General features: G+C 48.7%; 25 protein-coding genes and 3 tRNA genes. 15 read left to right on the top strand and 13 right to left on the bottom strand.

What is annotated here, in order from left to right:
• Nucleotides 1–48: 48 nt before the first annotated feature.
• The 3 genes from BMW93_RS01665 to BMW93_RS01655 form a co-directional block, all read right to left on the bottom strand.
• Nucleotides 49–1,587: a hypothetical protein gene (locus BMW93_RS01665; RefSeq protein WP_229240132.1), complete on the bottom strand. Its 1,539-nt coding sequence runs from the start codon at nt 1,585–1,587 to the stop codon at nt 49–51.
• Nucleotides 1,588–1,649: 62 nt separating this feature from the next.
• Nucleotides 1,650–2,396 carry a zinc ribbon domain-containing protein gene (locus BMW93_RS01660; RefSeq protein WP_090373454.1) on the bottom strand — a complete coding sequence of 249 codons (747 nt, stop codon included), beginning with the start codon at nt 2,394–2,396 and terminating at the stop codon, nt 1,650–1,652.
• A 97-nt stretch (nt 2,397–2,493) separates the two neighbouring features.
• Complete coding sequence (locus BMW93_RS01655) at nt 2,494–3,594, bottom strand: Nif3-like dinuclear metal center hexameric protein (RefSeq protein WP_090373453.1); 1,101 nt, start codon at nt 3,592–3,594, stop codon at nt 2,494–2,496.
• Between the two features lie 162 nt (nt 3,595–3,756).
• On the opposite strand from BMW93_RS01655, the gene BMW93_RS01650 reads away from it, so the two are divergent.
• The 10 genes from BMW93_RS01650 to BMW93_RS01610 all read left to right on the top strand — a co-directional run bounded on the left by BMW93_RS01650 (nt 3,757) and on the right by BMW93_RS01610 (nt 9,406).
• Nucleotides 3,757–3,830 (top strand) — tRNA-Asp (locus BMW93_RS01650).
• A gap of 28 nt (nt 3,831–3,858) precedes the next feature.
• Nucleotides 3,859–3,932 (top strand) — tRNA-Asp (locus BMW93_RS01645).
• Nucleotides 3,933–4,575: 643 nt separating this feature from the next.
• A complete protein-coding gene (locus BMW93_RS01640) occupies nt 4,576–4,875 on the top strand; it encodes a hypothetical protein (protein ID WP_090373452.1) in 300 nt (99 codons plus the stop codon).
• A 487-nt stretch (nt 4,876–5,362) separates the two neighbouring features.
• A complete protein-coding gene (locus BMW93_RS01635; protein ID WP_015814589.1) occupies nt 5,363–5,833 on the top strand; it encodes an Lrp/AsnC ligand binding domain-containing protein in 471 nt (156 codons plus the stop codon).
• A 95-nt stretch (nt 5,834–5,928) separates the two neighbouring features.
• Complete coding sequence (locus tag BMW93_RS01630; protein ID WP_090156642.1) at nt 5,929–6,282, top strand: PadR family transcriptional regulator; 354 nt, start codon at nt 5,929–5,931, stop codon at nt 6,280–6,282.
• 39 nt (nt 6,283–6,321) lie between these two features.
• A complete protein-coding gene (locus BMW93_RS01625) occupies nt 6,322–7,347 on the top strand; it encodes an energy transducer TonB (RefSeq protein ID WP_090373451.1) in 1,026 nt (341 codons plus the stop codon).
• A 152-nt stretch (nt 7,348–7,499) separates the two neighbouring features.
• Nucleotides 7,500–8,024: a PolC-type DNA polymerase III gene (locus tag BMW93_RS01620; protein ID WP_090373450.1), complete on the top strand. Its 525-nt coding sequence runs from the start codon at nt 7,500–7,502 to the stop codon at nt 8,022–8,024.
• 75 nt (nt 8,025–8,099) lie between these two features.
• Nucleotides 8,100–8,276, top strand: a complete 177-nt coding sequence (locus BMW93_RS35355; protein WP_177193981.1) for a hypothetical protein — start codon at nt 8,100–8,102, stop codon at nt 8,274–8,276.
• A 133-nt stretch (nt 8,277–8,409) separates the two neighbouring features.
• Nucleotides 8,410–8,483, top strand: a tRNA-Ala gene (locus BMW93_RS01615).
• Nucleotides 8,484–8,662: 179 nt separating this feature from the next.
• Nucleotides 8,663–9,406 (top strand): hypothetical protein, encoded by a 744-nt coding sequence (locus tag BMW93_RS01610; RefSeq protein ID WP_090373449.1) that lies wholly within the window; start codon nt 8,663–8,665, stop codon nt 9,404–9,406.
• Nucleotides 9,407–9,517: 111 nt separating this feature from the next.
• On the opposite strand, the gene BMW93_RS01605 is transcribed toward BMW93_RS01610, so the two are convergent.
• The gene (locus BMW93_RS01605; RefSeq protein ID WP_090373448.1) at nt 9,518–11,620 is read right to left on the bottom strand and encodes an alpha-galactosidase; all 2,103 of its coding nucleotides are present in this window, start codon (nt 11,618–11,620) and stop codon (nt 9,518–9,520) included.
• A 175-nt stretch (nt 11,621–11,795) separates the two neighbouring features.
• Here BMW93_RS01605 and gndA point away from each other — a divergent pair, with 175 nt between their 5' ends.
• From gndA to BMW93_RS01585, 5 genes are all read left to right on the top strand, one after another.
• Nucleotides 11,796–13,208 (top strand): NADP-dependent phosphogluconate dehydrogenase, encoded by a 1,413-nt coding sequence (gene gndA, locus BMW93_RS01600; RefSeq protein ID WP_090373447.1) that lies wholly within the window; start codon nt 11,796–11,798, stop codon nt 13,206–13,208.
• 12 nt (nt 13,209–13,220) lie between these two features.
• Entirely contained in the window at nt 13,221–14,726 is a 1,506-nt protein-coding gene (gene zwf / locus BMW93_RS01595) for a glucose-6-phosphate dehydrogenase (RefSeq protein ID WP_090373446.1), read from the top strand.
• A 3-nt stretch (nt 14,727–14,729) separates the two neighbouring features.
• Nucleotides 14,730–15,449 carry a 6-phosphogluconolactonase gene (pgl, locus tag BMW93_RS01590; protein WP_090373445.1) on the top strand — a complete coding sequence of 240 codons (720 nt, stop codon included), beginning with the start codon at nt 14,730–14,732 and terminating at the stop codon, nt 15,447–15,449.
• A gap of 168 nt (nt 15,450–15,617) precedes the next feature.
• Nucleotides 15,618–15,794, top strand: coding sequence for a hypothetical protein (locus BMW93_RS35350; protein WP_177193980.1), 177 nt, complete (start codon nt 15,618–15,620; stop codon nt 15,792–15,794).
• 6 nt (nt 15,795–15,800) lie between these two features.
• Nucleotides 15,801–16,634, top strand: coding sequence for an SPFH domain-containing protein (locus BMW93_RS01585; RefSeq protein WP_090373444.1), 834 nt, complete (start codon nt 15,801–15,803; stop codon nt 16,632–16,634).
• A gap of 36 nt (nt 16,635–16,670) precedes the next feature.
• On the opposite strand, the gene BMW93_RS01580 is transcribed toward BMW93_RS01585, so the two are convergent.
• From BMW93_RS01580 to BMW93_RS01540, 9 genes are all read right to left on the bottom strand, one after another.
• Entirely contained in the window at nt 16,671–17,366 is a 696-nt protein-coding gene (locus tag BMW93_RS01580) for a hypothetical protein (protein ID WP_177193979.1), read from the bottom strand.
• A 2-nt stretch (nt 17,367–17,368) separates the two neighbouring features.
• Nucleotides 17,369–17,749, bottom strand: a complete 381-nt coding sequence (locus tag BMW93_RS01575) for a GntR family transcriptional regulator (RefSeq protein ID WP_090373442.1) — start codon at nt 17,747–17,749, stop codon at nt 17,369–17,371.
• A gap of 12 nt (nt 17,750–17,761) precedes the next feature.
• Nucleotides 17,762–18,574, bottom strand: a complete 813-nt coding sequence (locus BMW93_RS01570) for a hypothetical protein (protein ID WP_090373441.1) — start codon at nt 18,572–18,574, stop codon at nt 17,762–17,764.
• Between the two features lie 103 nt (nt 18,575–18,677).
• Entirely contained in the window at nt 18,678–19,514 is an 837-nt protein-coding gene (locus BMW93_RS01565) for an ATP-binding cassette domain-containing protein (RefSeq protein WP_090373440.1), read from the bottom strand.
• 120 nt (nt 19,515–19,634) lie between these two features.
• Nucleotides 19,635–20,234, bottom strand: a complete 600-nt coding sequence (locus BMW93_RS01560) for an NTP transferase domain-containing protein (protein WP_090373439.1) — start codon at nt 20,232–20,234, stop codon at nt 19,635–19,637.
• A 6-nt stretch (nt 20,235–20,240) separates the two neighbouring features.
• Entirely contained in the window at nt 20,241–21,437 is a 1,197-nt protein-coding gene (locus tag BMW93_RS01555; RefSeq protein WP_090373438.1) for an XdhC family protein, read from the bottom strand.
• Nucleotides 21,403–22,581 carry a cysteine desulfurase family protein gene (locus BMW93_RS01550; protein WP_090373437.1) on the bottom strand — a complete coding sequence of 393 codons (1,179 nt, stop codon included), beginning with the start codon at nt 22,579–22,581 and terminating at the stop codon, nt 21,403–21,405. Before BMW93_RS01550 ends, BMW93_RS01555 begins: the two co-directional genes overlap by 35 nt.
• Before the next feature lie 179 nt (nt 22,582–22,760).
• Nucleotides 22,761–23,696 (bottom strand): proton-conducting transporter membrane subunit, encoded by a 936-nt coding sequence (locus tag BMW93_RS01545; protein ID WP_090373436.1) that lies wholly within the window; start codon nt 23,694–23,696, stop codon nt 22,761–22,763.
• A gap of 84 nt (nt 23,697–23,780) precedes the next feature.
• Complete coding sequence (locus BMW93_RS01540) at nt 23,781–25,313, bottom strand: putative inorganic carbon transporter subunit DabA (protein ID WP_090373435.1); 1,533 nt, start codon at nt 25,311–25,313, stop codon at nt 23,781–23,783.
• Nucleotides 25,314–25,607: the final 294 nt, after the last annotated feature.

Genomic DNA, 25,607 nt, shown 5'->3' with positions numbered 1-25,607 from the left:
TAATGCTTGTATCCTTGATACGCGGAAAGTGCGATTTGGTAACAAATGTTATTGCCCCAGCTCCGTGAGCGCAGCACGGGCTTTGTTATCGATGCTGTTTTTGTATTCATGCTTTTTAAAGCTCATGGCTTTTTTGAAATACATAACAGCCTTCTGATTATCAGCCTTTTTTTGATAAATATAACCCATTTGTAATGCCGAGGACGCCGCAAAACCTCCTGCGCCCGTGTCTGCCTGCCCCAATGCGATCGAGCGGTCGTAGAATGGCACAGAATCATTCGTACGGGCGGATTTTTGCAGAATTCGGGCCATACGGTAATTGAACTCGGCCTTTTCATAAGTTGTGCCGAAACTTTTTTCAGAAACGGTGCTCATTAGCTCCGATGCCTTTTGAAAATAACCTCCGTCCGTCGCATACCTGGCCTTGTACAGCACTTTTTGTCTCGGACTGATTTTCCCTTCACTGAATTCCTTCGCGATCCTTTCCGCAAACTGATCGGCTTCTACAATGGTACTGCCGGTTTGGGTTACCTTCTGGATATAACTTGCTGCCTCCTGGTCTCGTCCGGCGAGCCAGCGGCACATGAACATTTTGAAATAGCTGTCTTTGATGTAATTGAATCCGGTATATTGTTTCAAAAACCTGCTGTAAAAAGCAAACGACTCTTCATAGTCGCCGTTTTGCAACGCAATTTCTCCACGTAGGTAATGCAGGAAGGGAAAGGGCATATATTCCTTGCCTGTTGGGGCACCGGCAAGGAAATGCGAAGCTTCCTCGCTCCGGTTTTCTTTCATTAATACGGTTGTGGCGAAGAAATGCAACAGCAGGTTGTCGGGCTGTTCTTTGGGCCATTGGCGGATCCGGTTTTGCTGCTCTGTGCTTAGTTGCAATGTGTAAGCATGCAATAGCAAGTCAATCAGTTCAGCTTCCTGTTTGAAAAAAGGCTCTTCTTTGACCACTTCACGAAGCTCGCGGATGCCTTGCGCGATGTTGCCTTTCAGTCCGAGGATTTTGGCTATCCAGGTATAGTTTTCCGGAATCGAGCCAATCAGCACGTGTAGCAGCCCGAGCGATTTGAGGGTAGGAGTGAATGCGGGGAATTTTTTCCGGTTATCTTCCAACAGCCGGTAGGCCTTGATGATTTCCCAGGAACCGCTCACCTCATTACCAAATTTGAGCTTGGCAAATGCGGAATGCAGGCGGATATCGGCCTGGAACAGCCGTTTGTAGGGTGATTTCTCCGACAATTTCCCCGATAATTCAAGCCGTTTGTCCTGCTGTTGGATGAAAACCTTATAGCGTGAGCGGTCCTCGGCAATGAGCAGGTAGTGCAAATCGGCATAACTGTCGAGGTAAGCGATGAACGGGTTATCAGGATTGCCGGCCCTTTCATCATCGATCAACTCGCGCGCTGCGGGTAATCTCAGTTTTTGTATTTCAAAATAGGCCTTTTGCAGCTTTGGCGAGAAAACCACGTCGTTTTGCTCTTCGGCAGCGAGCGTATACTGGGGGAGAAGCGGGAATAGGAGCAGGCACAACAGCAACCGGAATGTCGCATAGGGATCCTTTGAATAATTCCTGCTCATGGTAATGCACATAAAAAAAGGTTGTCCGGATAAGACAACCTTTCAATTTAATATTAAAAATCCTAGCGGCGCTGGTGAACCGGTTGAACACTTTCTACGTCAGCAAGGATACGTCCGCAGTGCTCGCAAACAATCAGTTTCTTACGCTCACGGATATCAGCCTGGCGCTGAGGAGGAACGATGCTGAAACATCCGCCGCAAGCTCCGCGCTGTACATGCACAACGGCCAGGCCGTTAAGCGAGTTATCACGGATTTTCTGGTAAGATTTCAGTAAGCGTTCTTCGATTTTCTTAGCGTGCTTGTCTCTCTCTGCAATCAAAGCCTGCTCTTCGGCCTGACTTTCCGACGTGATGACCGAAAGCTCGTTTTTCTTTGCTTTCAAATCTTCGTTTCTTTCATTCAGGATAGATTCCGCGCGATTGGCGTCTTCTTCGATGAGGCGGATACGGGCTCTGGCTTCGTTGATCTTCTTGTCGGCCAGTTGCATATCGAGTTCTTGCAGTTCTATTTCTTTGGTGATGGCGTCGTACTCGCGGTTGTTGCGGACGTTCATCTGCTGATCTTTGTATTTCTTGATCAGTTTTTCCCCTTCTTTCTGTGCATTTTTGAAATTGTCGATTTCTGTGTTCAGATTGGCAATTTCAGATTTAAACTTTCCTAAACGCGTTTCGAATCCTGCAATTTCATCTTCCAGGTCCCTCACTTCTTCAGGAAGGTCCCCGCGGGTTTTTAGTATTTCGTCAAGGCTTGAATCGATTTCCTGAAGTTTCAGGAGAGCATCTAGTTTTTGTGCGATTGTGTTTTCCATGTATGTCTTTTATGGACTTGTTTCAATGCTTGAAATGTGAGGTAGTCAGCCCTAATTTAAACAGATTATCAGCAGAATTCGTTGTCAAAACCGGTTTTTAGGAAAAATACCGCACCGGATTGGTACTGATTTCTGACAAACAGAGTGCGAAATTACTAAATTTTCCTGATATATAGTCATGTAATAAATTTTTCGTAAATACTTCGCTTTCGTAATGTCCTATATCACAGATCATAATGCGTCCTTCCGCGTCGAAAAATTCGTGATACTTATAATCTGCCGTAACATATACGTCGGCTCCTGCTGAAATGGCATTGCGTAACAAAAAACTGCCCGCTCCGCCGCATACCGCCACGCGCCGGATCGCTTTGCTGGCCGGCTCCGTGTGTTTAATGACCGATGCCTCCATATGATGCTTCAAATAGGTCAAAAAATAGGTTGAATCCATTGCTTCGGGAAGCTCGCCGATCGCCCCGGCGCCCACTTCCTGGTTTTCATTTTCGAGTGCGGACAGATAATAGGCGACTTCCTCATACGGGTGCGAGCGTCTGAGTGCGCTCAGCACCTGCGTTTGCGAATGCGTGGGCAGCATTACTTCCACGCGATGTTCCTTTACCGTTTCCAGCGCTCCCCGTTCGCCAATGGCCGGTTTCGCTTTTTCTCCGGGAAGAAAAGTGCCCAGTCCTTCGCTACGGAAACTGCAATTGCTGTATTCGCCGATTTCTCCCGCCCCTGCTTCGAACAGCGCATCGAGCACTTCTTGCGTATTCTCAACCGGGCAGAAAAAGGCCAGTTTCGTCAGTATCTGTTTTTTGGGAGCCAGTACTTTAATGTTTTGTAGTCCAAGCCGCCTGGCAATTTGCCAGTTTACTCCACCTGTGACATGGTCGAGGTTGGTATGGGTGGCGTAAAGCGCAATATCATTTTTGATGGCCTTGATCACCGTCCGCTCTACATAATTTTTGCCATTGAGCTTTTTGAGGCCTTTAAAAATGATAGGGTGGTGCGCTACAATGAGGTTGCATTGCTTTTGAATGGCTTCGTCGACGATGTCCTCGGTAATGTCGAGCGTGAAGAGGATGCCGGTTACTTCCGTATCCTGCGAGCCGACCAGCAATCCCGCATTGTCATAATCCTCCTGGTAGGGCAGCGGGGCGAGCTTTTCGAGTTCGGTTAAAATTTCTTTGATGAAAGTCATAAATTTTTCTGGTGGTTCAACTATTTCATTCTCAGAATATTCTTAGTTGAAGGATTATTGTTTTACAAATAAAATAACTAAATTGCTGTGTAAGGTGTTGCAATCGTAAATATTAATAGTAGTTTTGCACCACGTTTTACAAAAACGATTGTGAAACGAATCGGTTTGGTAGTTCAGTTGGTTAGAATACATGCCTGTCACGCATGGGGTCGCGGGTTCGAGTCCCGTCCAGACCGCCGATTAAGTTGAAGTTCTTTATTTTTTGGTTTGGTAGTTCAGTTGGTTAGAATACATGCCTGTCACGCATGGGGTCGCGGGTTCGAGTCCCGTCCAGACCGCACAAAAGCTCAGAGAGATCTGGGCTTTTTGCATTTTGCACGAGTTTCTTAATTCAGTTGGTTAGAATACATGTCCGGCCCGCTCATGAGGTCACAGGCGATCCGCCGCGCGGTTCGAGTCCCGCCGGTGTGCCGGCCCAGCCAGACTGCACAAAAGCTCAGAGAAATCTGGGCTTTTTGCATTTTACACGAGTTTGTTAATTCAATTGTTTAGAATATATGTCCGGCCCGCGCAGGGTGTCACGCATGAGGTCACAGGGGATCCGCCGCGTGGTTCGAATCCCGCCGGTGTGCCGGCCCAGCCAGACCGCACAAAAAGCTCAGAGAAATCTGGGCTTTTTGCATTTTACACGAGTTTGTTAATTCAGTTGTTTAGAATACATGTCCGGCCCGCGCAGGGTGTCACGCATGGGGTCACGGGCGATCCGCCGCGTGGTTCGAGTCCCACCGGTGTGTCGGCCCAGCCAGACTGCACAAAAGCTCAGAGAGTCTGGGCTTTTTGCATTTAAGTTAGTTTGGTGATTTGGTTGGTCAGAAAATTTAAGTGAGTCCAGCGCTTCGCTCATTTATGGCTCCGATTGATAAGCAGAATTCCTCAGTGTCACTATAGTTGATAATTTAGCTGGTTATCAATTAAGGCACCATGAAAATAATATTTTGGCTGGCCATTGCCGTTGAGGGGATTGGTTTGGTCTATTATATCCGCAAAGTATTGCTGCTTGCCCGGCAGAACCAAACCTATGTATATCCGGAACAGTACCGGCAAGTTTTGTACCCGATACTGGTGCTTTCCCTATTACTTATTGTAAGCCTGGCTTTGAAATTCTATTTTCAATCCGATAGGTCAGCAACCCTGGTTTCGCTGCTGCCGGTTATCCTGTTTGTAGTTGCGTTGATCGGTGTTGTTATCGGAACGATATTGGTCGGAGGTAGGTGGCATTGAGTTGATAATCAGCCTGATTGAACCTTAGATGTAGCCGTAAAAAAAACACGCAGGTTTCAAAATGAACCCGCGTGTCAAATTACACTTCATCAACAAACTAAAAACCAAATAAAACTAATACGAAAAAAATCGCTTGTCAAGTTTTTTTTGCTGTAGGAGGGGGATTCGAACCACCCACGGTGCGGTTAGCTACGGTACAAATACTGTTGGTGGTCCACCCCAGTCGACTTGCGTCGGCATTATGCCGCGTTTATCCCTTATTCACCACCCCCGAGACAGGAGGGCATGGCTGCCAATTTCATCACCCTACAATGTGATCTCAAACTAAGTAAAAGCAATATTGCTACGGCCTTTTTATAATTTGGTTTTGCAAAACTAAAACTTCTGATCTGAATTCTAAAATATTTTCATTTAAAATTGTTAAAATTTACGATTCTTTCATATTTTGAGCTTAATTGTTGCGAAGAATTCAAACTTTTAACACGAAATGCAAAAATATTCAGATATTGATAATACCGATCTGCGCATCCTTTCCCTGTTGATTGAGAACGCAGCGTTACCGTACACTGAAATCGGTAAGCGCGTTTTTGTCTCGGGTGGGACGGTACACGTGCGCATGAAAAAACTGGAACAAATGGGTATCGTGAAAGGCTCCCAGCTCGTGATCGACCCGACGAAGCTGGGCTGGGATATCAGTGCTTTTTTGGGAATCTACCTCGATAAAAGTTCGTTATACGAGCAGGTGGCGACGGAGCTCGAAGGGATCCCTGAAGTTGTGAATATCCACTACACCACCGGTATTTATAGCATCTTCCTGAAAATCGTGTGCAGGGATACCGGACACCTTCGGGAGATCCTCCACGATAAAATCCAGAAAGTGAATGGTATCCAGCGGACAGAAACCTTTATTTCGCTGGAGGAACGCATCAATCGCTCTATTCCATTGGCTGAGAGTTAGTTGTAAATTTCCCTTGACCTCAACAAAAGAAATTTGTAGATTTGTATTGTATATATAAAAAACTTATATATATTTGCTATATAAAAATTTCACTCATGGAGAATAACACAACGAGTAACGAGTATGTACGGGGTACATTGAAAACCATCGTGTTGAATTTGCTGGCAGAGCACGACCGCATGTATGGCTACGAGATTACCCAGGAAGTAAAAGACAGAACAGGCGGCGCTATCGCTCTGACGTTCGGTGCGCTCTATCCCGTACTCCATAAACTGGAACAGGAAGGACTGTTGCTGACCGAGTCGGTGGAGGTGGATGGTCGTCTTCGGAAATATTATTCCCTGACGCACCGCGGAAATGAAACCGCCCGTACTAAAACTAATGACTTAGAACGTTTTATAGACGCAGTAAGGTTACTGCTGGCCCCAAAAAATCTGGCAACAGAATAAACAATCTGGTACATGGCTAATCTCTAAACAGATCGATCTATGAAACGCCTTCAGGAAAATCGCATTGACCAAATAAGCAAGTATTTGCAGGCAAACAAGCTGGATCCGGAATTGCTTCCGGAGATCCTCGATCACCTGGCTTGTGAAGCGGAAGAAAGTCTTTGGGATGGCAAGCCATTCGAGCAGATTTACCAGGATATGGTAAATGCAGCTGATGCGCAAACCCTCCTGAATCTGAGTGTTGATCATCAAAATCTGTTAGCCATGGAAAAATCCCTCAATGACATCGTCTTCGAGAACCGTAACAAGTCGTACGGTGCGTATGATCTGAGAAAAGGTTACGGACAGACCGTCCAGCGGGCGGTAGTAATGGGCGTAGCGTTCTTTTTGCTGCTGGTGATGTTCCCGAAACTTTATGCCAAGCTTATTCCTGACCCCAAGCCGGACGATGTAGCGTGGCTCGTGGAGGCGGAGACCGTCAACATCACCATGGAAGAGCCGCCGGCTCCGCCACCAGCGAAAGAGGAACTTGCGCCTGTACCAAAGACGGTGAAGTCGCTGACACCAGAAGTACTGCCCGACAACAAGGTTGAAATTGAAGAGCTGCCGCCGGCCATAGAGGACCTCAGCGACGCGCAACCTTCAACAGCAACGGTAGATGGGGCAAATGATGTGACCGATATTACTCCTCCGGCAGTGAACGTACCGGCTCCCAAGGCAGAGGCTGCAGGTGTCGAGATGAAGAAAGAAGAGACTCTTACATTTGTAGAACAGTCGCCACAATATGCGGGAGGAAATGAAGCGATGGCGGCATTCCTGCGCAAAAACCTTAAATATCCGAGACCAGCATCGCAAGCGGGTGTTCAAGGTAAGGTATTCGTGCAATTTACAGTAGGTTCTGATGGAAAAATAGAGAATGCGGCCGCAATCAAGGGCATTGGGTTTGGTTGCGATGAAGAGGCAGTAAGAGTCGTGAAAATGATGAAAGACTGGATGCCCGGCAAGCAGGCGGGCGTTCCGGTGAGGGTTAAGTTCACGCTGCCGATCGCATTTCAACTGGACTGATCACTGCCCACTTGCGTAGATGCCTCCCTGTTATTGAAGAAAATCCTCGCTTCGGCGGGGATTTTTTCGTTTTTTTGCATTATCAAAGCCTTTCCGATGACGTTCCGGATGATGACAGTATTAGTGAGTAACCATTTCAGTGTGAGTAATTAATGTATGCGATAGTTGATATTGAGACGACAGGCGGGGGAGGGACTTCACGCATTACCGAGATTGCCGTTTTCAGACATGATGGTGCCCAGATCGTCGATTTTTTTCACTCACTGATTAATCCGGAAATGTACATTCCGCCATTTATCACCCGCCTCACAGGGATCGATAACGAAATGGTGAAAGATGCTCCCACCTTTTATGATGTGCAGGATGCCGTAAGGGCCATGACCCGCGACGCGTGGTTCGTAGCGCACAATGCGAAGTTTGACTACGGATTCCTTAAACGCGAATTTGGTGCGTTGGATGAATACTTCCAGCGTGACTTGCTTTGTACCGTTCAGCTGAGCCGCAAAATCTTTCCGGGCCTGAAATCGTACAGTCTTGGAAATCTCTGCGAAAGCCTGGAAATCATGATTGAAAACCGCCACCGTGCCCACGGCGATGCGGAAGCGACCGTACGTTTATTTGAAAAATTGCTGCTAAACGACAGACACAGCCTGATCCCGATGGATCTTTACCAATAACTAATGCTCCTCAGACCTTTCATGGAATGGTTTTTGAAGGTTGCGAATCATCACTAACCTAAATGATTCCTTCCCATGAAAGCTTACATCAATCTTCTGATAATCCTTCTCTTGTCATTTACGCTCACCAGCTGTGAACTGATCGGTGACATTTTCAAAACCGGCGTCTGGACGGGCGTAATTCTGGTAGTAGGCGTGGTTGCGATCGTTATCTGGCTACTAGCCAAGGCATTTGGCGGGGGCTCGCGGTGACGCTGTTGGAAAAGATACGGTTTGATTCATAAAATTCGCGCCGGTGCTTGCATCTGAAAATTCTCCGTTTCATCTTTGCACTCCTCAAATGAGGGTCGTGTGGCCAAAAGTGACCATCGGCAATAATTGAAATGGGGGATTAGCTCAGTTGGCTAGAGCGCTTGCATGGCATGCAAGAGGTCGTCGGTTCGAATCCGATATTCTCCACAAATAGCCGCTTCTGAATCATCAGGAGCGGCTATTTTGCGTTTGATCCTACCCTGATGTTATCGCTCCTCCCCGCATTTACGGCCGCTTATTAAATTTATGTAACCACATGGTAAGTAATGTCGACTTGATTCGCAGATTTTAGGTACCTTCGCGCATACACTACAAAAAACACACGAATGAAACACTATTCCTTTCTTCGGGTAATCGCATTCGCGGTTGTCTTTATCACAGCCATGGCATTTTCTTGCCAGGATCACAACATACCGGACCCCGTTACGAATTGCAGCCGCGTCGACGGAACTCCGAGGGAATTCGATTGTGAATTTGAATTTGTTAAAGCCGAATTTTATAATGTCTTGGAGTACAGTCCGGTTCGGCACGATACGGTGGTATATGCCACGGCAACACCCGCAAGTCCGAATGTCGTAATTAAAGAGCCGAGTTTAGCCGACTGGATTATCAGTTCAGCTAGCCTATTCTTTTTTATCGAGCTTCCGGTAAGGGTTACTATTAAACGGATCGCGCCGCCGCCGTCAAGCCCTGCTACTTATTTCCTTCGCAAGGATTTTACGGTTTACTCCGGTGGCGTGGAATTTCCCAGTTATAAGGATTTTTCGCTTCCTGAGGATGATACGTATTTGCCTGTGAGTATCAATATTCCCGTCGGCGCTACCTATACTTTTAGAACGAGCTATATCTGGTCGGGCAACGCAACTGATAAAGGGACATATGTATCTTATGGAATAGACGGCGCGAACAATTACTTCCTGCTTCAAAATGTGGAAACCTCTAAACTTCTGCGCCAGGCTCCGAATAATTATAGTCTATATAGGGACATAGCAGAAGCCAAGTTATTGTTTCATCCCAGCATCATTCCCTCAACAGATCCCTTCCGGGTGCATGCGGGGAACACTCAGTAATTGGCTCGGGTTTTTTACCTTCCGTTTTGGGTAAGTTGAATGGTCTTCATGTAAAACAGCTGACGCTAATGTCGGCTGTTTTACATTTACAGCGTAGTTCAAATCTGTGAATCAATTTAGTTTCTCAATCCCTAATACCTTCGCGTCGAACTGCTTTTCAATCTGTATTTGAATACCTTTTTCCGTTAAATTCCTCCCACTGAACACACCGATATCCTTCCCATCTTCCGGAGAGAATAAGCGGTAACGACTCCCAGGCTCCCCAAACGGGAATGCAAACGTCCGCGAACTTTCAACGGACCCATTCCGGAAAAAGAACAGCACGCCGCCCTGCTTCTCCTTGTTGAATTTGTACACACCGTCCCAGTTACTCATAGTCGGCCTCTGAAAGATGTCTGAAACGTACGAGAAGCGTGTGAACTGGTATTTCTTGTCCATCATTTTAAACCAGGTGTTCCATTTCAGGTACCATGGTTTCAGTTCTTTCGGGAGTTTTCGGGAATCACCGACGAGGATCGGTTTGACAGACGCCAGTGACAGGAATGTGTATTTAGAATAGGGCGAATCCATAAACTGGTTGCCGATCAGGTTGGTCGCTGTGGGAATGGCGCGGCTGCGGTCGAAGGCCATTTGGCGGATGTTGATCGGGCCGACGGGCGCGTCGTCGTCGTAATTGGTGAGCCAGTCGTAGTCGGCATGTTCGATCAATGCGTAGTCATTGATGTAATATTCACCCCATACTTCATAGGTGCAGTCTACGAGCAGGTCGGGGAATTCCTTGTGCAGGTCATCGAAGAGCTGCAATGCTTTTTCGTAAATGGCATAATAGGAGCTTTCGCGGTCTTTGTAGCCTTTGCCGTCGGATTTGTAATCGCCTTTTTTGGAATAGTCGAGCACATAGGCCGAGTTGGCCATGGCGAGGTCCAGTTTAATGTAGGCAAGGTCGTTCTCGCGAACGTGCTTTTTAATTTTTGCTAAAATATAATCGAGATAACCCGACGCCAGCGACATGGTGACGCGTCCTTTCATTTCCTCATGCAGGTACGCGGGCTCGCCGTTTTTGTCGAACAATGCCCATTCCGGATGGTCTTTATATAGCTTGCTGTTTTTGTCCACCGACGCTAGCCCCATCCAGAGACCGGCTTTCATTCCTCTTTTGCGGATGTGGTCAGTCACCGGTTTCAAGCCGTTGGAGAAGCGTTTTGGATGCGGCTCCCAGTCGCCATAGTTGTTTTCCCAGCCCGCATCCATAATGAAAAGGTCGGTGCCGGTGCCTTCGAGGCCGTCGGCGAGCTGTGTGACGAGTGTGTCATTGATATTGGTATAAAAAGGTCGCCAGGTGTTGTAGAATGTAAACGGGATTTCTTTCCGCTCGAAGAGTTTCACGCCCAGGCGTGTACGTATGAAGTCAGCGAAGTGGCCTTCGAAAGCGTCTTCCCATTTCTGGGATTTTACGAGGCAGATGAAAGTTTTGGGACTATTAAATGTTTCCTGCGGTTCGATCCACTTTTTAAACGGATAATGATCGGTTAAACTGGTCATACCGACTGAAATGCGATGGTGATCCGCGTAAACCTCCGTCTTTTTGAGAATGCTGGGCGCCTCATTGCCGAGGATAAAGCCCTCTTTTGCGTAATTATTGTACACAAAAATGGCTGCATCGTGGTGATCGCCAGTGTAAGGCCGCCAGGCGAACCGGGAGCCGTAATTGGTGTACAATTCGCTTTGTTGGGAAGAAACAGGGACAAGATTTAGCCGTTCGACTTCCAGATCGGCGATGGCGATAGGTTTGGTACTACGGTTGGTAATGCTGATTTGCTTCCGTACAACCGGCAACTCGTCATAGACTTCATAGCTTAAATCCACTATCACACTTTCGGCAGTCGTTCCCGGTTTGCCGGCCAGTTGCACAGCCACTTGCTGGATGCCGTCGGCCGTCCGGGTTAAGGTATGTTTGGTGTATTTAAATAAACCGTTCGCGCCGTTACTACTTACAGGTGTACCGTTAATCGTAAAATAAAACTCTTCCGAGCCAGGGCGGCTGTAATCTTTGTTCGTCAGAAGATGCTGGAAACGCGATGTGTAGAAAGAATTATCATGAATCGTGAATTTTCTTTCCAGGAAGCGGTTTTTAATGATAAGCGAGTCTTGCGAAAACGCATTGCACGAGGCTAGGACCGCCAGCAGGGCGGCCTTGATAAATTTGTAGTACATAGTAATGTGTATAGTTAATATTGACTATTTAACTAACTATGAAATGACCATAGTATAGGCAAATTTAATAAAATACCGAGAAGAATTTAAATTTTAAACAGAATGTCAACAAAGATGTGAGCTGGTCTTTGAAAAACCCTGATATTGCAGCTTCTTAATTCAAGACGTTTAATCTATGTCACAGAACTTATTCGATTTTGGAATGATCGGACTGGGTGTAATGGGAAGAAACCTGTTACTCAACATGGCCGATCATGGTTTCTCTGTTATCGGTTTCGATAAGGACGAAACTAAAAATTCCGCGTTGGAATCCAGTGCCACTCCGGGCACCACTGTTAAGGGCGTTTCGGAACTTGCCCAGATGATCCAGCTGTTGCAACGCCCCCGCAAGGTGATGATGCTGGTGCCTGCCGGTCAACCGGTGGACGATGTCATTGCATCCCTGTTACCGCTTCTTGAAAAAGGCGATGTTATTATTGACGGAGGAAACTCCCATTATACAGATACGCTCCGCCGCGTGAAATACCTCCGTGAAAAGGAAATCCACTTCATGGGAATCGGTGTTTCGGGTGGAGAAAAAGGTGCCCGTACCGGCCCGAGCATTATGCCCGGAGGCGATAAGGCGGCTTATGCGAATGTTCAACCCATGCTGGAAGCCATTGCGGCGAAGGTAAATGGCGAGCCTTGCGTGGCTTATCTTGGAAAGGAAGGCGCCGGCCATTACGTGAAAATGGTGCATAACGGTATCGAATACGCGATCATGCAGCTTATCAGCGAATCGTACGCGATCCTGAAAAAGGCCGGTTTGAGCAACCAGCAACTCCACGAAGTATTCAAAAGCTGGAACGAAGGCGACCTGCAATCGTTCCTGGTGGAAATCACCGCCGATATTTTCCTGCAAAAAGACGATAAATCGGCTGCTGACCTGGTCGACGTGATTTCCGACAAAGCGGGTTCGAAAGGAACCGGTAAATGGACTTCGCAGGATTCGATGGAACTACCTGTGGCTGTTCCGGTAATCGATACGGCGGTAGCGATGCGTACGCTTTCGGGTTACAAGGATGAAAGAACGGTTGCGGCTGAGCTTTACGGCGAAAGCACAGCTATTTCCGAAGAAACCGAGGTATTGATCCAGCAGGTACACGATGCATTGTACTTTGCCACTATTCTGGCTTATGCGCAGGGCCTCGCAATGCTCTTCCAGGCTTCGAAAGACCTGCAAATGGAGATACCTTTGACGGACGTAGTAAGCGTTTGGAGAGGTGGTTGCATTATCCGTTCGTCGCTCCTCGGTGTGTTTACGAATGCATACAAGCAAACCCCGGAATTGTCCAATATTCTGTTGAACCAAGAGGTAGCTGCATTGGTTAAGTCTGTGGAAGGTAACACGCGTTCACTGATCGCATTTGCCGCCCAGTCGGGCATCCCGGCTGCTGCTTTGATGTCGTCGCTGGCGTACTTCGACGCTTACAAAACAGCGTACATGCCGACCAACCTGATCCAGGCGCAACGTGATTACTTCGGCGCGCATACGTACCAACGTACCGATATCCCAGGTACTTTCCATACAGAATGGGGTCAACAATAAATCAGAAATTTTATGCAAAGCAATAAACGTCCCCCTGCTTCCGTAGTCTTCATTTTCGGAGGAAGCGGTGACCTCAACTACCGGAAACTCACACCCGCCCTATATAACCTGTTTCTGGACAACTGGATGCCCGATAAGTTCGCGATCGCAGGTATCGGCCGGAGTGCTTATTCCAATGAAAAATACCATGAGCACCTGCTCGACGGCGTTACGAAATTCTCGCGTCGCAAAGGCAAGCAAAATGGCCACTGGACGGATTTTACACAGCACGTTTCCTACCTGCAAATGGATGGCGACGATGCGGAAGCTTACCACAAGATCACTGATCTGGTAAAAGAAAAAGAAGAAGAATGGGGCGTGCACCCCAATGTGATATTCTACCTCGCGGTAGCGCCTCAGCTCGTTCCTTCAATCGCTCAGAAACTGGGCGCATTGAAGATCTGCGGAGACAAAGGTACCACCCGCATTGTGGTAGAAAAACCTTTCGGGCACGACCTGGAAAGTGCTCACGAATTGAACCTGCTCCTTTCGAGCATGTTCGCCGAGGAGCAGATCTTCCGTATCGACCATTATCTGGGTAAAGAAACGGTTCAGAATATTCTGGCTTTGCGTTTTGCCAATGCATTGTTCGAGCCGCTCTGGAACCGTAACTATATCGACCATATCCAGATCACAGCTGCCGAAGCGGTAGGTCTGGAAGGCCGCGGAGGTTATTTCGAACATGCGGGCGCTTTGCGCGACATGGTGCAGAACCACATCCTGCAAATCCTGTGTATGATCGCAATGGAGCCGCCGGTATCATTCGATGCGAATGAAATCCGTAACAAAAAGGTAGACGTACTCAATGCGATCCGCCGCATTCCCAAAGAACAGGTACACGATTTCGCCGTTCGCGGACAGTATTCGGGTGGCTGGAAAAAAGGCGCGAAAGTGGTAGGATACCGCCAGGAAGAAGGTGTGAACCCGCAGTCGAATATCGATACGTTCGCTGCTGTGAAGTTTTATATCGATAACTGGCGCTGGCAGGGCGTGCCGATCTACGTGAGGACCGGTAAATACCTGAACCAGAAAGCGACCCACATTACATTGCATTTCAAACAGGCGCCGCATTACGCATTCCCGCCTGAGTCAGCTGAAACATGGCGATCAAACCGTCTGACAATCAGTATTCAACCTAATATGGACATCAGCATTCGCTTCCAGGCCAAACGCCCGGGGCAAACGATGATGCTCGATCCGGTGGATATGACTTTCGATTACGACGCGGCAGGCGAGCACGCACCAGAGGCGTACGAAACCTTGCTTTTGGATGTAATGGAAGGCGATGCGACGCTGTTCATGCGTAACGACCAGGTAGATGCCGCGTGGAGAGTGATCATGCCGATCCTCGAAGCATGGGAAAACCGCCCGCCGCAGGACTTCCCGAACTACGCACCTGACTCCTGGGGCCCCGATGCGGCCGATGCGCTTCTGGCCCGCGACGGACATACCTGGCTCAATCTGCCTCCAACCCCGTAAGCTATGGCGTTGCATATCGAGAAGGATACCAAAGCATTAAGCGCCGGCCTTGCTGAATGGATTACCAATTACATTCAGCAAGTGCTTGCAAAGCAGGACCGTTTCACTTTCGTATTGTCGGGAGGAAGTACGCCTAAGGCTTTGTACGCATTGCTGGCCGAATCGCCTTACAAAGAGTCGATTCCCTGGGAGAAACTTCATTTTTTCTGGGGCGACGAAAGGGCGGTGCCGTTTGAAGATTCGAGGAATAATGCCAAAATGTGCTATGATGAACTGCTGGATAAAGTGCCTGTAAAGGCTGAAAACATCCACATCATGCGCACGGACATTACACCGGAGGAGTCTGCTGCCGGGTACGAAAAAATATTAAAGACCTATTTCGAAGGTTCCGAAACGACTTTCGATTTTGTATTACTCGGAATGGGGGATGACGGTCACACATTGTCACTCTTCCCCGGAACAGAGGTGATCCACGAGCAAAATGCGCTTGCTACCTCATTTTTCCTGCAAGCTCAGGACATGTACCGCATTACCCTCACGGCTCCGGTCGTGAATAATGCAGCTTGTGTAGCCTTTTTGGCAGCGGGCGCGGGTAAAGCGGAAGTTTTGAAGCAAGTTTTGAAAGGTGAAAAGAATGTAGACCTCTATCCTTCACAAATTATTAAACCCCCAAAAGGGGAATTGCATTGGTTTGTGGACGAAGCTGCCGCTGCGCTGCTTTAAGATTTAAATACCTATTTCAAATGCTGCGAAGCGCGTCGATCCAACGGCGCGCTTCGTGCTGTTTATGGGGTTTTTGAAGCGTTCAACAACACGCTGCACCATTAGATAAAATTCAAAGGCCCTTCATCGACCCGCGTATTAATTTTACGTAAAACAAATCTCGCTCACATGGTACACATTCTGAAAATCGCGGCGGTTATCATCGTGGTAACCTACGCGCTCCGGCTCGTCAACGCCCAGTCCGATTGGCTCGTTTTTGCTGGCCTGGCGATTATCGGGCTGTCTTTTTACTTCCTATATATTGTCCTCGGACAAATTGTAAACCAATTGAAATCTAAACTGTAATCGAATATGAAGCGAAACATTATTATTGGAATTCTGACACTCATCGTATTGATCATGGCGCTCGCGGTACAACCATTTTCGTTCGAAAACATCGATGCGGGTAATGTGGGTATACGCATTAACCTGTACGGCAGCGACAAGGGCGTCGATAATATCACGCTGGTAACCGGCCGCGTTTGGTATAATGCCTGGACAACCAAGATCGTAGAATTCCCGACTTATACGCAGAGTGTTGATTACGAATCATTTGTAATCACAACCAAAGATGCCGCCGAATTCAAAGTCGATCCGAAACTGAACTACCACATTAACCCGGACAAAGTGCCGCAGATCTATCGCCAATACAGACGACCGTTAGCGGAAATTCAGCAGGGTTTTATGAAAAACACGATTTACGATGCGTACCGGATCGTGGCTAACTCATTCACGTCCGACAGCGTAATGTCGAACCGCGAAGTATTCGAAGACCGCGTACAGAATGTATTGACCAAAACCCTCGGCAAAGACGGATTCGTTTACGACCAGCTTACCTCGGCCATTACCCCGCCGCCATCGCTCCGCCAGATGATCGACGAGAAAAACGCTTCTATCCAGGCTCGTCTGAAAGCGGAAAACCAGGCCAAGCAAGCCGAAGCCGAAGCAAAAGTCATCATCGCGCGTGCGGAGGGGCAAGCGAAAGCGACCTTGATCAAAGCCAGAGCGGAAGCGGAAGCCAACCAGTTAAGACAAAAGACATTGACACCATTGCTCATTCAGCAGGAATGGGTTGCGAAATGGAATGGTATTTTGCCAACGACGAATGCTGGCGGGAGTACGAGTTTGATGCTGGGGATTAAATAATTTCCTGTTTGCACCAAGCAATACCGGCCCCGGGGATTACCTCGGGGTTACTTTGTTTTGCTTCATAATCTTTTTGAGCATACTTCCCGGCAAGCTGATGTAGGCCGAACTATCAATCAGCGTATTGATATCTCCGAAAATGTCTTTTTCCGCGTTGAAAGTGCTGTTGTCACGGATGTCGATATCGGCGGTTTCAATGCGGTTCTGTGGGTTCAGCAGCACATACCCACCGCGGGAAATGGTGGCTTTGAAGTTGCGGGCCGTCGAGTTGGACAGCATTACCGAATTGCCTTTCTGTTCCAGAACCAGGTCTTCGAATTTATAATCCTTTATTCTCGTGCGGATGCTATCTGAAACAATACCTTCCAGTTTTGGCGCAATAATGTAGATCGAAGGCAGCGAACCGAAAGCGTTGCGTGGCAGGTTATCTTGTTTCCAGTCGGCTTTGTAAGTCACAACCAACGTGTCGCCGGAATGGGCCCATTCGAGGTATTGAGGTAGGGTAATCATGCGGATTTCCGCCGTAGGGCCTTGTTGTATTTCAGTTAATGCAAATCCTCTACCTTTCAAATGCAGGTACTTGAATGCGCCTACCTGATGTTTCGAAAATCCGTAATACTTGTCGTCTTTATCGATTCTATCAAACTGCTTTTTCAATACGAAATTGGATGACAATGTTACCACAAAGAACACGGATAATGTGATTGCTAACAGTATGTTGCTGGTTTTCATGGCTATTTGGTTAACGGGTACATTTCTTCAATGAATTTCTGGTAGAGGCTATGCAGCTCATCAATACCAATGTCTAGTAAATAGAGGTTCTTGAAAACCTCGGGGAGTTCGGTCGTCAGGAAGCGTTCTTTGCGGTATGCTAGGATTTTGCTATTTGCCTGCTCATCGGCCGAATAGCCAATGCCGCGTTTGTTAAATATGATTTCCTTGTTTTGAAGAAAGTCATAAGTCCGCATTACGGTGTTCGGATTCACTTCCATCATCGAAGCGAGGTCGCGTACCGACGGAATGCGCTCGCCGGGCGGCCATTTGCCCAGTAAAATCTGCTCGCAGATGTAGTCGGCGATTTGCAGGTAAATGGCTTGTTTATCTTTAAATTCCATGATTGGTGCTTATTAAATTTCCCGCTCCTTCATCTGGTAGTAGGCGCAGATCCACAGCATGACGGCAAGCCATACAGCAAATCCCTGCATTGCGTACTCCATAGTTTCAGAAAATCGGATGTGGTAAAAGCCGGCAAAGTACTTAGGTCTCTCCATTCCTTCTTCGGTATAAAACCAAACTTTCCAGCCGGATAGCGGATATGCCAGGAATTTGCTGGGTTTGGACGCAAATTTTATTGCCATCGAGTAGTTGAAATAGGCGAGCGCCGAACCAAAAGCGATAACTACAACCGCGGTTTTGATATAAGCGAACTTTTTAAAATAAATAGACCCCAGGAATACAGAAGCGTGAATGATGAGGTAACAGCAAGTCGTATATTCAAACAGTTCCTTGGGAATGTAACCATATCCGGTACCGCCCGAAGGAAGCAAAGTGTTCGCGTAGTCGATGGTCCAGTAATGAAGCTGCCAAAAGAAGATCAGGAACGGCACTACGAATGCCAGGTTGAGCAAAAGCGAACTAAGGTACTTTTCGAGACGCGACGCCGGGATCATCAAGGCCGCAATGCCATTACTTTGGTCGGAATACTGCGAGAAAGAGGTGCTCGTATAAAGGCTTCCACCAAAAAGTGCAATCATGAACAGCGCACCGAAATGAAGAATTCTTAGGAACTCACTGGGTTCGCTTGACTGCGTGATGGGTAGCATCATTGCCAGAATGCAAAAAACAAGCACACCAGCCATCATCAGATAATTCCGGCCTTTTTCCGCCGCGTCGAATCGTAGCATGAGTGCAAATCGGTGAATGTCGAATGTCTGGTTCATAGGATAGTGATCGGGGACAAAAAGGCTGGGACTAGGAAAGGCAGGATGTAGCGAAGCGTCGCCGCGGCTAACGCGATCAGCAGGATGATGATTATTTTCATGGCTAATAGGCGAATATTTGACTGATTCGCTGAGGATTTTCAATCACCGCATTGAACAGATGTTCCAGATCGACGCGACTTTCTTCCTGAGTCGAATTCTCGAAAACGGCTTTGTAGCCGCGCAGCGATGGTTCGGAATAAAGTATCCGATTGTCGTATTCAATGTTGGGTAGTTCACCGAAGCACAGTCGTTCCGAAATGGTGTCCAGGCTGTGCTGGATGAGTATCTTACTGTCTTCGAGGATGATAATGGCGTCGATCAGATTATCTAAATCGCGGACCTGGTGAGTCGAGATCAGGATGAGCCGGTCTTTGTCAAGTGCAGACGATACCAATCTGCGGAACTGGCTTTTCGACGGAATATCGAGGCCGTTAGTGGGCTCGTCCATGATCAGCACGCGGGTGTTGGTGGCCAATGCGAATGCGATCAGTACCTTTTTCTTCTGGCCGTACGACATACCCGTCAGCTTGTTGCCCTCCGGTATGTCCAGTTCGGCAATGTACCCGCGGAAAAGCTGCTCGTCGAACTTTGGGTAAAACGGGGCCATGAGACTCAGGTATTTGTCGACTGTCACGGACGGGAGGTAGATCTCTTCAGGCAGGAAAAAGATATCCTGCAAAAATGCAGGCTGTCGTTTACGTGGCTCATAGCCTGCCACTTCGATGCGCCCGGCAGTCGGGAAGAGGAGGCCCGCCATATTGCGCAGCAAGCTCGATTTTCCCGCCCCGTTTTTGCCGAGCAATCCGTAAATATGCCCGGCGTCGAGGTGCAGATCGAGATTCTCAAACAATTTTTTACGCTTTCCGTACCCAAATGAAACCTGGTTAAGGTGGATCATGGCTCAATTGTTTTAGTGTATTAGTTAAATAGTACACTGCAAATGTAACTGATGATTTTACATTCGCAACAGTTGAAGCAAAAATTAATTTTTGAAAGAATACTGAAAGGAAATGGCTGCTTAAATGCCGGAGATCAGTCGCTTATAATCTTCCTGCGTGTCGATATCGATGCTGCCCTCTGGAAATGGATAGGGCACGACATCGTCCGCATAACGTTTGAAGAGCTTTTTTGCACCTTCGGCTCCGGTAAGTTGGAGCAGGGCGGGGAAATAGGAAGCGGCAAAAAAAGCAGGTGTGCCCAGCGAGTCGCTGTATTGGGAGGCGATAATGCCTTTTCCGGTTTTTTCGAAAGTGTGAATTAATGCAAGGAAAATTTCCACGGAAACAAATGGCTGGTCGCTCACGGCCAGAACCGAACCTTTAACATGCGGGGCATGACCCGCCAGCGCATGAATCCCGGTTTTAATGGAAACCGACATACCTTCCTGCCAGGCGGTGTTAAATGCCAGCTTGCAGGGCAGATCTTTAAGTTCCGTGTCAATTAATTCAGAATTGGAACCTGTCACGACAATGACGTTGCCGCCGACGATTTCCAGCGCAGCTTCCGCAATGTGCCGGATCAGGCTTTTGCCTTGATATTGCAGCAATTGCTTGGGCTCTCCCAGCCGCGACGAGTTCCCCGCGGCCAGGATTACAATACTATATTCGTCGCGTAGCATGACAGGTCAGGGAGTAATGGTCTGAATGGCGCAGAGGAAATCTTCCTTTTCCTCGCGGGTATAATCCACGTGCTGACTGGCGCGGTTATGGATCGGTTCGAGCTTTTCGCGTAGGGATAACCCGGCACGTTTGCCCAGCACGGCCTTTACTTCTGCCAAAACGGATAATGCAATTTCCTCGGAAGTTTCGGCACCGATATCAAGTCCTACCGGCCCGTATACTTTGGCCTTTTGCTCATCGGTAATCACCATTCCTTCGCTTTCCAGCTCTGTATACATCCGTTCGAGCTTTTTCTTCGGACCTAATGCACCTACATACTGGCAGGCATCGACGGTGAGCAATTGTTTCAGTAATGCGAGGTCGTAGTTGTAATTGTGCGTCATGAGCAGCACAAATGTCCGCTCATCGATGGTAATGTGCTTCAAGGCCTCCTCGGCACGTGATACGAGTACTGTTCCGGCTTTGGGAAACCGCTGCCGTGTAGCGTGGCCGGTGCGACCATCGACCACCGTTACGTCCCAGCCGAGCACACTCGCCATTTCAGTCAGCGGGATCGTATCGTTGCCTGCGCCGGCGATGATGAGGGAAGGGGGTGTATTGAAATATTCGATGAAGCCGGTCAATGATCGGTTTTCAAATGTCTTGAAAAACGAATCGCCGCGCTGGTAGGCAGCCTGTGTTTCGGTGAGGAGCTGATCGTGCATTTCCGGTTCAATGCAGTTGCAGGTCACCTGGTCGTCGCTCTGCAAATGCAGGAAACAGGTACCGGGTTGCGCGCCGGTCCGGGAGTTCAACGAGAACAATGTTACCAGGACTGCATTCTGCCTTTTGGCCGAAACCCTTTTCAACAACTCCACCGGGTTTTCGGGATCTGCTGTTTGAATGGGTTCAAAAAGAATATGCACGATACCATTGCAGCCAAGCTGAACGCCGAGGGTGGTGTCGTTTTCGTCGGTCGTATCGTAGGTTACCAACTTGTTTTTCTGCTGGGAAATGGCCAGTAATGCTTTTCGCAACGCGTCGCCTTCGAGGCATCCGCCGCTGATGGCGCCGGTAAGCTGGCCGTCGTCGGTTACGAGCATGCGTGCGCCGGGGCGCCTGTACGAGGAGCCTTCCACGTGCACGACCGTCGCGAGCGCCATGCGTTTGCCCGAGGTCAGTGCCTGCTCATACGACCGGATGATGTCCGTGATCTCTTTCATGGCGATGTTGTTTTACAATCTTTGAAATAACGGAAACCGCATGCGTTACTTGCTCCTCGGTAGAATATCTTCCGAAGCTGAAACGGAAAGAGTTATGGATGCGCTCGTCGGGAAAACCCATTGCTTTCAATACGTAACTGGGTTCCAGCGTGGCTGAGGTGCAGGCCGAGCTGCGGGAAAATGCGAGGTCGCTTCCCGCTTCGAATATCAGTTTTTCGCCGTCCACCTGCCCGAATGAGATATTGGTGCAATGGGGCAGCCTGCGCGCGTCCTCGGCGTTGATCTCAATGTCGCGCAAAGTCAGCAGTTCTACTTCAAATGCATTCCGTAATGCGGCAACACGTTTACTTTCCCGCGCCATTTCGGTGCCGGCAATCTCGCAAGCCCAGCCGAGTCCGACGATACCCGGCACATTCAGCGTACCGCTGCGCATATTCCGTTCATGGCCACCGCCGTCGATCTGTGCGATCAATGTCACGGCCGGATTTTTCTTGCGTACATATAATGCACCCACGCCTTTGGGACCATAAATCTTATGTGCGCTCAATGCAAGAAGATCTATTCCGTCATTCTGAACATTCACCGGAATTTTGCCGACGGCTTGCGTCGCGTCGGACAGGAAGGTAATGTGATGCTTTTTAGCAATAGCAGCTATTTCACGAATCGGCTGGATTACGCCGGTCTCGTTATTGGCATACATCACCGCAATGAGAATGGTATCGGCCGTAATGGCGTTTTCAAGATCAGTGAGGCTGATGAGCCCGCTCGCATTAACGGGAAGGTAGGTCACACTGCCGCCTAGGCGCTCAATGTGCCTGCAGGTATCGAGTACGGCCTTATGCTCGGTGCATACGGTAATGATATGTTTCTGCTGCTGTTCCGAATTTTCAAAAACACCTTTAATAGCCAGGTTTACAGCTTCGGTAGCCCCGGATGTGAACACAATCTCCTGCGGGTGCGCGCCTATGAGGTTGGCGACCTGCTCGCGCGCCATGTCGACCGATTCCTCAGCTTCCCAGCCATAGGAATGTGTGCGGCTCGCGGCGTTTCCGAACCGCTCCGAAAAATAGGGGAGCATCTCCTGCAAAACCCTCGGGTCCACAGGGGTGGTCGCGTTATGGTCCAGGTAGACAGGTAATTTCAAAGGTTAAGGTTGGTTTTTATTTAAAAAAGCAAAACGGACGGGCTTAGTTCAAAATAAACAAAAAACCATCTCATTTTAAACATGAGATGGTTTCCGAAACTTAAACGAACAGGTTAACTATAATTAACAAAATCGGTATTCAGTTTGATGATCTGATTAGTGGGTCATCATCAATAGCATTAGGATCTCAGGTATTTCGAAAGGCGGGAATACAAACCCCATTCCTTCGTGTAGAGCATGTACAGGGTGTATTTCAGCTTTTTGGGCAGTCTGTCTTCCCAGGTTTTTTTATCTGAAATGCCTCCTTCCTGCACGGGCATGCCCGCAAGCAAGGGCGGAGCCAGTAGCCGGTACGCGCCCAGGAATGCATTCGCTGCGATATGTATGAGTGCCAGGTTCTTAAATCCTGCCGCCACTTCGATAAAAATGAGCCCGGTATGGGCCATCGAAACATAGGCAATGCGCCGCTTTACGGACGATTGCACCCGGGCAAAGGCCGTCGCCATCGCCGCCCCTGCCAATCCGAGCAATGCAACCAGTACCCGTACGGAAAGCAGGTGTTCCCAGAATGGATATGAACGCAGCAGCAGAAATACTCCCATCTGGACGGTCAGCGTGGCAAGCAGAATGGCACTCGCCGTGGTGGAATTTTCCAGCGCCTGGGGCAGCCACGAAGCGAATGGCAGCTGCGAAGATTGCATGGAAGCGGTTGCCAGGAGCAGACACGAGATCAGCGTGGCGTTTTCCCGCCACAGGTGGTGGCTTGCCCACATGGCAAGGAGCAAGCCCACGTCACCCAAGCGATATATAAAAAAGGCTTTCGCCGAAATGCCGCCCGAAGAACTACCCGATGTAAAATCGCGGTGGACGATGATGAGCAGGAAAGAAGCGATGCCCATGATCTCCCAGCCGAGCACTAGTGTTTTTAACTCACCGGAAAAAATTGTAAGTCCATAACCCGTACAAAAAAGCAAAGCGGTACAAACGAAGCGGGGCCACTGTTTTTGCCCACGCAATGTTCTTCGGCCATTCCACACGGCCAGGAGCGTCATCGCAAACCCGGTCGTGAGATAGGCCAGTGTCAAACCGTCAAAATGGAAATCATTCCAAAACATATACTCAATCAAAAAAAGCTATCGACGACCGGTATCAATCAGCAATGCGGCTTCACGGATCACCAGCCACCGATAGCGAATATTTTAATGGGCGGCATCTTCGAGCGACTTCACCGCGGGAAGCCGCCGATAGGTTACCATTTTTCCTTTCTTCAAAATTCGGAGTTCGCGCGATACAGGGTCGACCGTTACCAGGTGTACCCATTCATTCACCAGCCACGAACGAGAGGCATTTAGCCGCCTAATCACTTGCATGACCGTTTCGGGAAACTGCTCCACGACACATAGTAATCGCATCGGTTCTAAATCCTGGGTTAGTTCGGTCGGCAAACCCGTTCTCAGGTCACCCCGGGCACTGCCGGTCATACCAAACAGCCCGATTATCTGGTCAGTCAAAGCATGTCCGACATCTGCGCCTGCCTGGCTGGTTCGCGAGAAGTAGTATTCCAGATTTGCAGCACCCAGTGAGGGCACGACGGTTTCCAGAATCTTTTCCAACACTTCACCCTCCGGATCGAGCGAGAATTCGTAACCGTTCAGAAACGCGCGGTGGCCAGCCGGCAGGTTCCGGAATACCGGCGGCCTCCCGACTATACAAAGGGAATCCGGCGCGTTTGTGAGAATGACTTCCGAACTTTGCCCGCCCGTTTTGCCTGGTGAATTTTCCGGATTGTGGAATAACCCGGCCAGTATCCCCTCGTAATAGCTCCATTCGACAGCTTCCTGCCAAATGGCGAGCACCTCGCTCTTTTCATCCATGGGCACGGGCGCAAACAAATCGTCGGGAAGTTCGGCAAGCCGGGATGCCAGCGGCTCCCAATGCTCGCCCAGGCGATCGTCCAGCACGTCTATTTCCATCAGCAGCTCAAACACGATCAGCTCGCGCAAGGTAATGTGGCTGCCATTGGGCAGGTTCTTTCCCCCGCTTTCCAATGTTGCCACCAGTCCGGACCAGCCGCGATGGGCAAATTGCTGGTCGAAAAGGTATTGTTTGAAAAGCGTTTCATCCCCGACAATAACCGCCAGCAAATCGCTGATTGAAGGGCTGGTATGCAAAAGCAGGTTACGCGCCCGGGGCGTATTGAATGCGCTGACAAAACTGTTCGACTCCACTTCGCGCATGGAATCGAGAAAGCCCTGTCCGCGTACCGGGAATTTCCAGTCCGCAATGCCGTGGTCGAGGTAGTTGCCGAGAATCCGTAACAACCTCGGATGAACACGGGCATCCGGATCGGTTTTATATTGCTTTTGCCAATGAGCCCTCAGCTGGCCGATCCGCGCCGCTGCACAGGTCTGTGCCGGAAATTTCTTCATCAACACCTTGTCCTGCCACTCGAATGTGTTTGCGGCCCCTTTTTTCTCGACCAGCACTTTTTCCAGCACACCGGGTTTCACCCTTTTGGAATTATAAAGTGACCGGTATTCTTCCAGGGAAAGCGATGTATGGTACCCCAGCATTCCGGACGCTTGCCGGAGCGCGTCGTGGAAGGCCAGGTGCTGAAAAGCCTGCAACGGGTTCCGGTGCGTAAATGTCCTTCCGGGAACCAGTGCCGGCAGAAATTGCTTCAACTCATGCAGTACCACTTGTTCATCGAAAGAGTTGTTCCGGGCTGTCATGTGCTGAATGCTGATCGCGTTTTATGAAGTGCTTTTGCCAACCGGGCGACGGCGGAAGCCATCTCCCGGTTTCGTGTTTCAAAGGAGCCAAACGGCAATTAAAACGCAATTAAACGAGCCTTAAAAAGCGGTTAAAATTGGTTAAAATGAAGATTATCAGCTTGTAATGCCGGTTCGGAAAAGGCGGTTCGCCGTTGGATTTATTAATGCAGGAAATGGGGCATTTAATGAAACTATTTTTTTAATTTTGTGTTCTACTCTACAATGTTAGTAGATTAATGTTTCATTCTTTAA

This window comes from Dyadobacter sp. SG02 (assembly GCF_900109045.1).
In the GTDB taxonomy this organism is placed as follows: Bacteria; Bacteroidota; Bacteroidia; order Cytophagales; family Spirosomataceae; genus Dyadobacter.
This window is presented reverse-complemented; position numbering and strand designations above follow the sequence as displayed.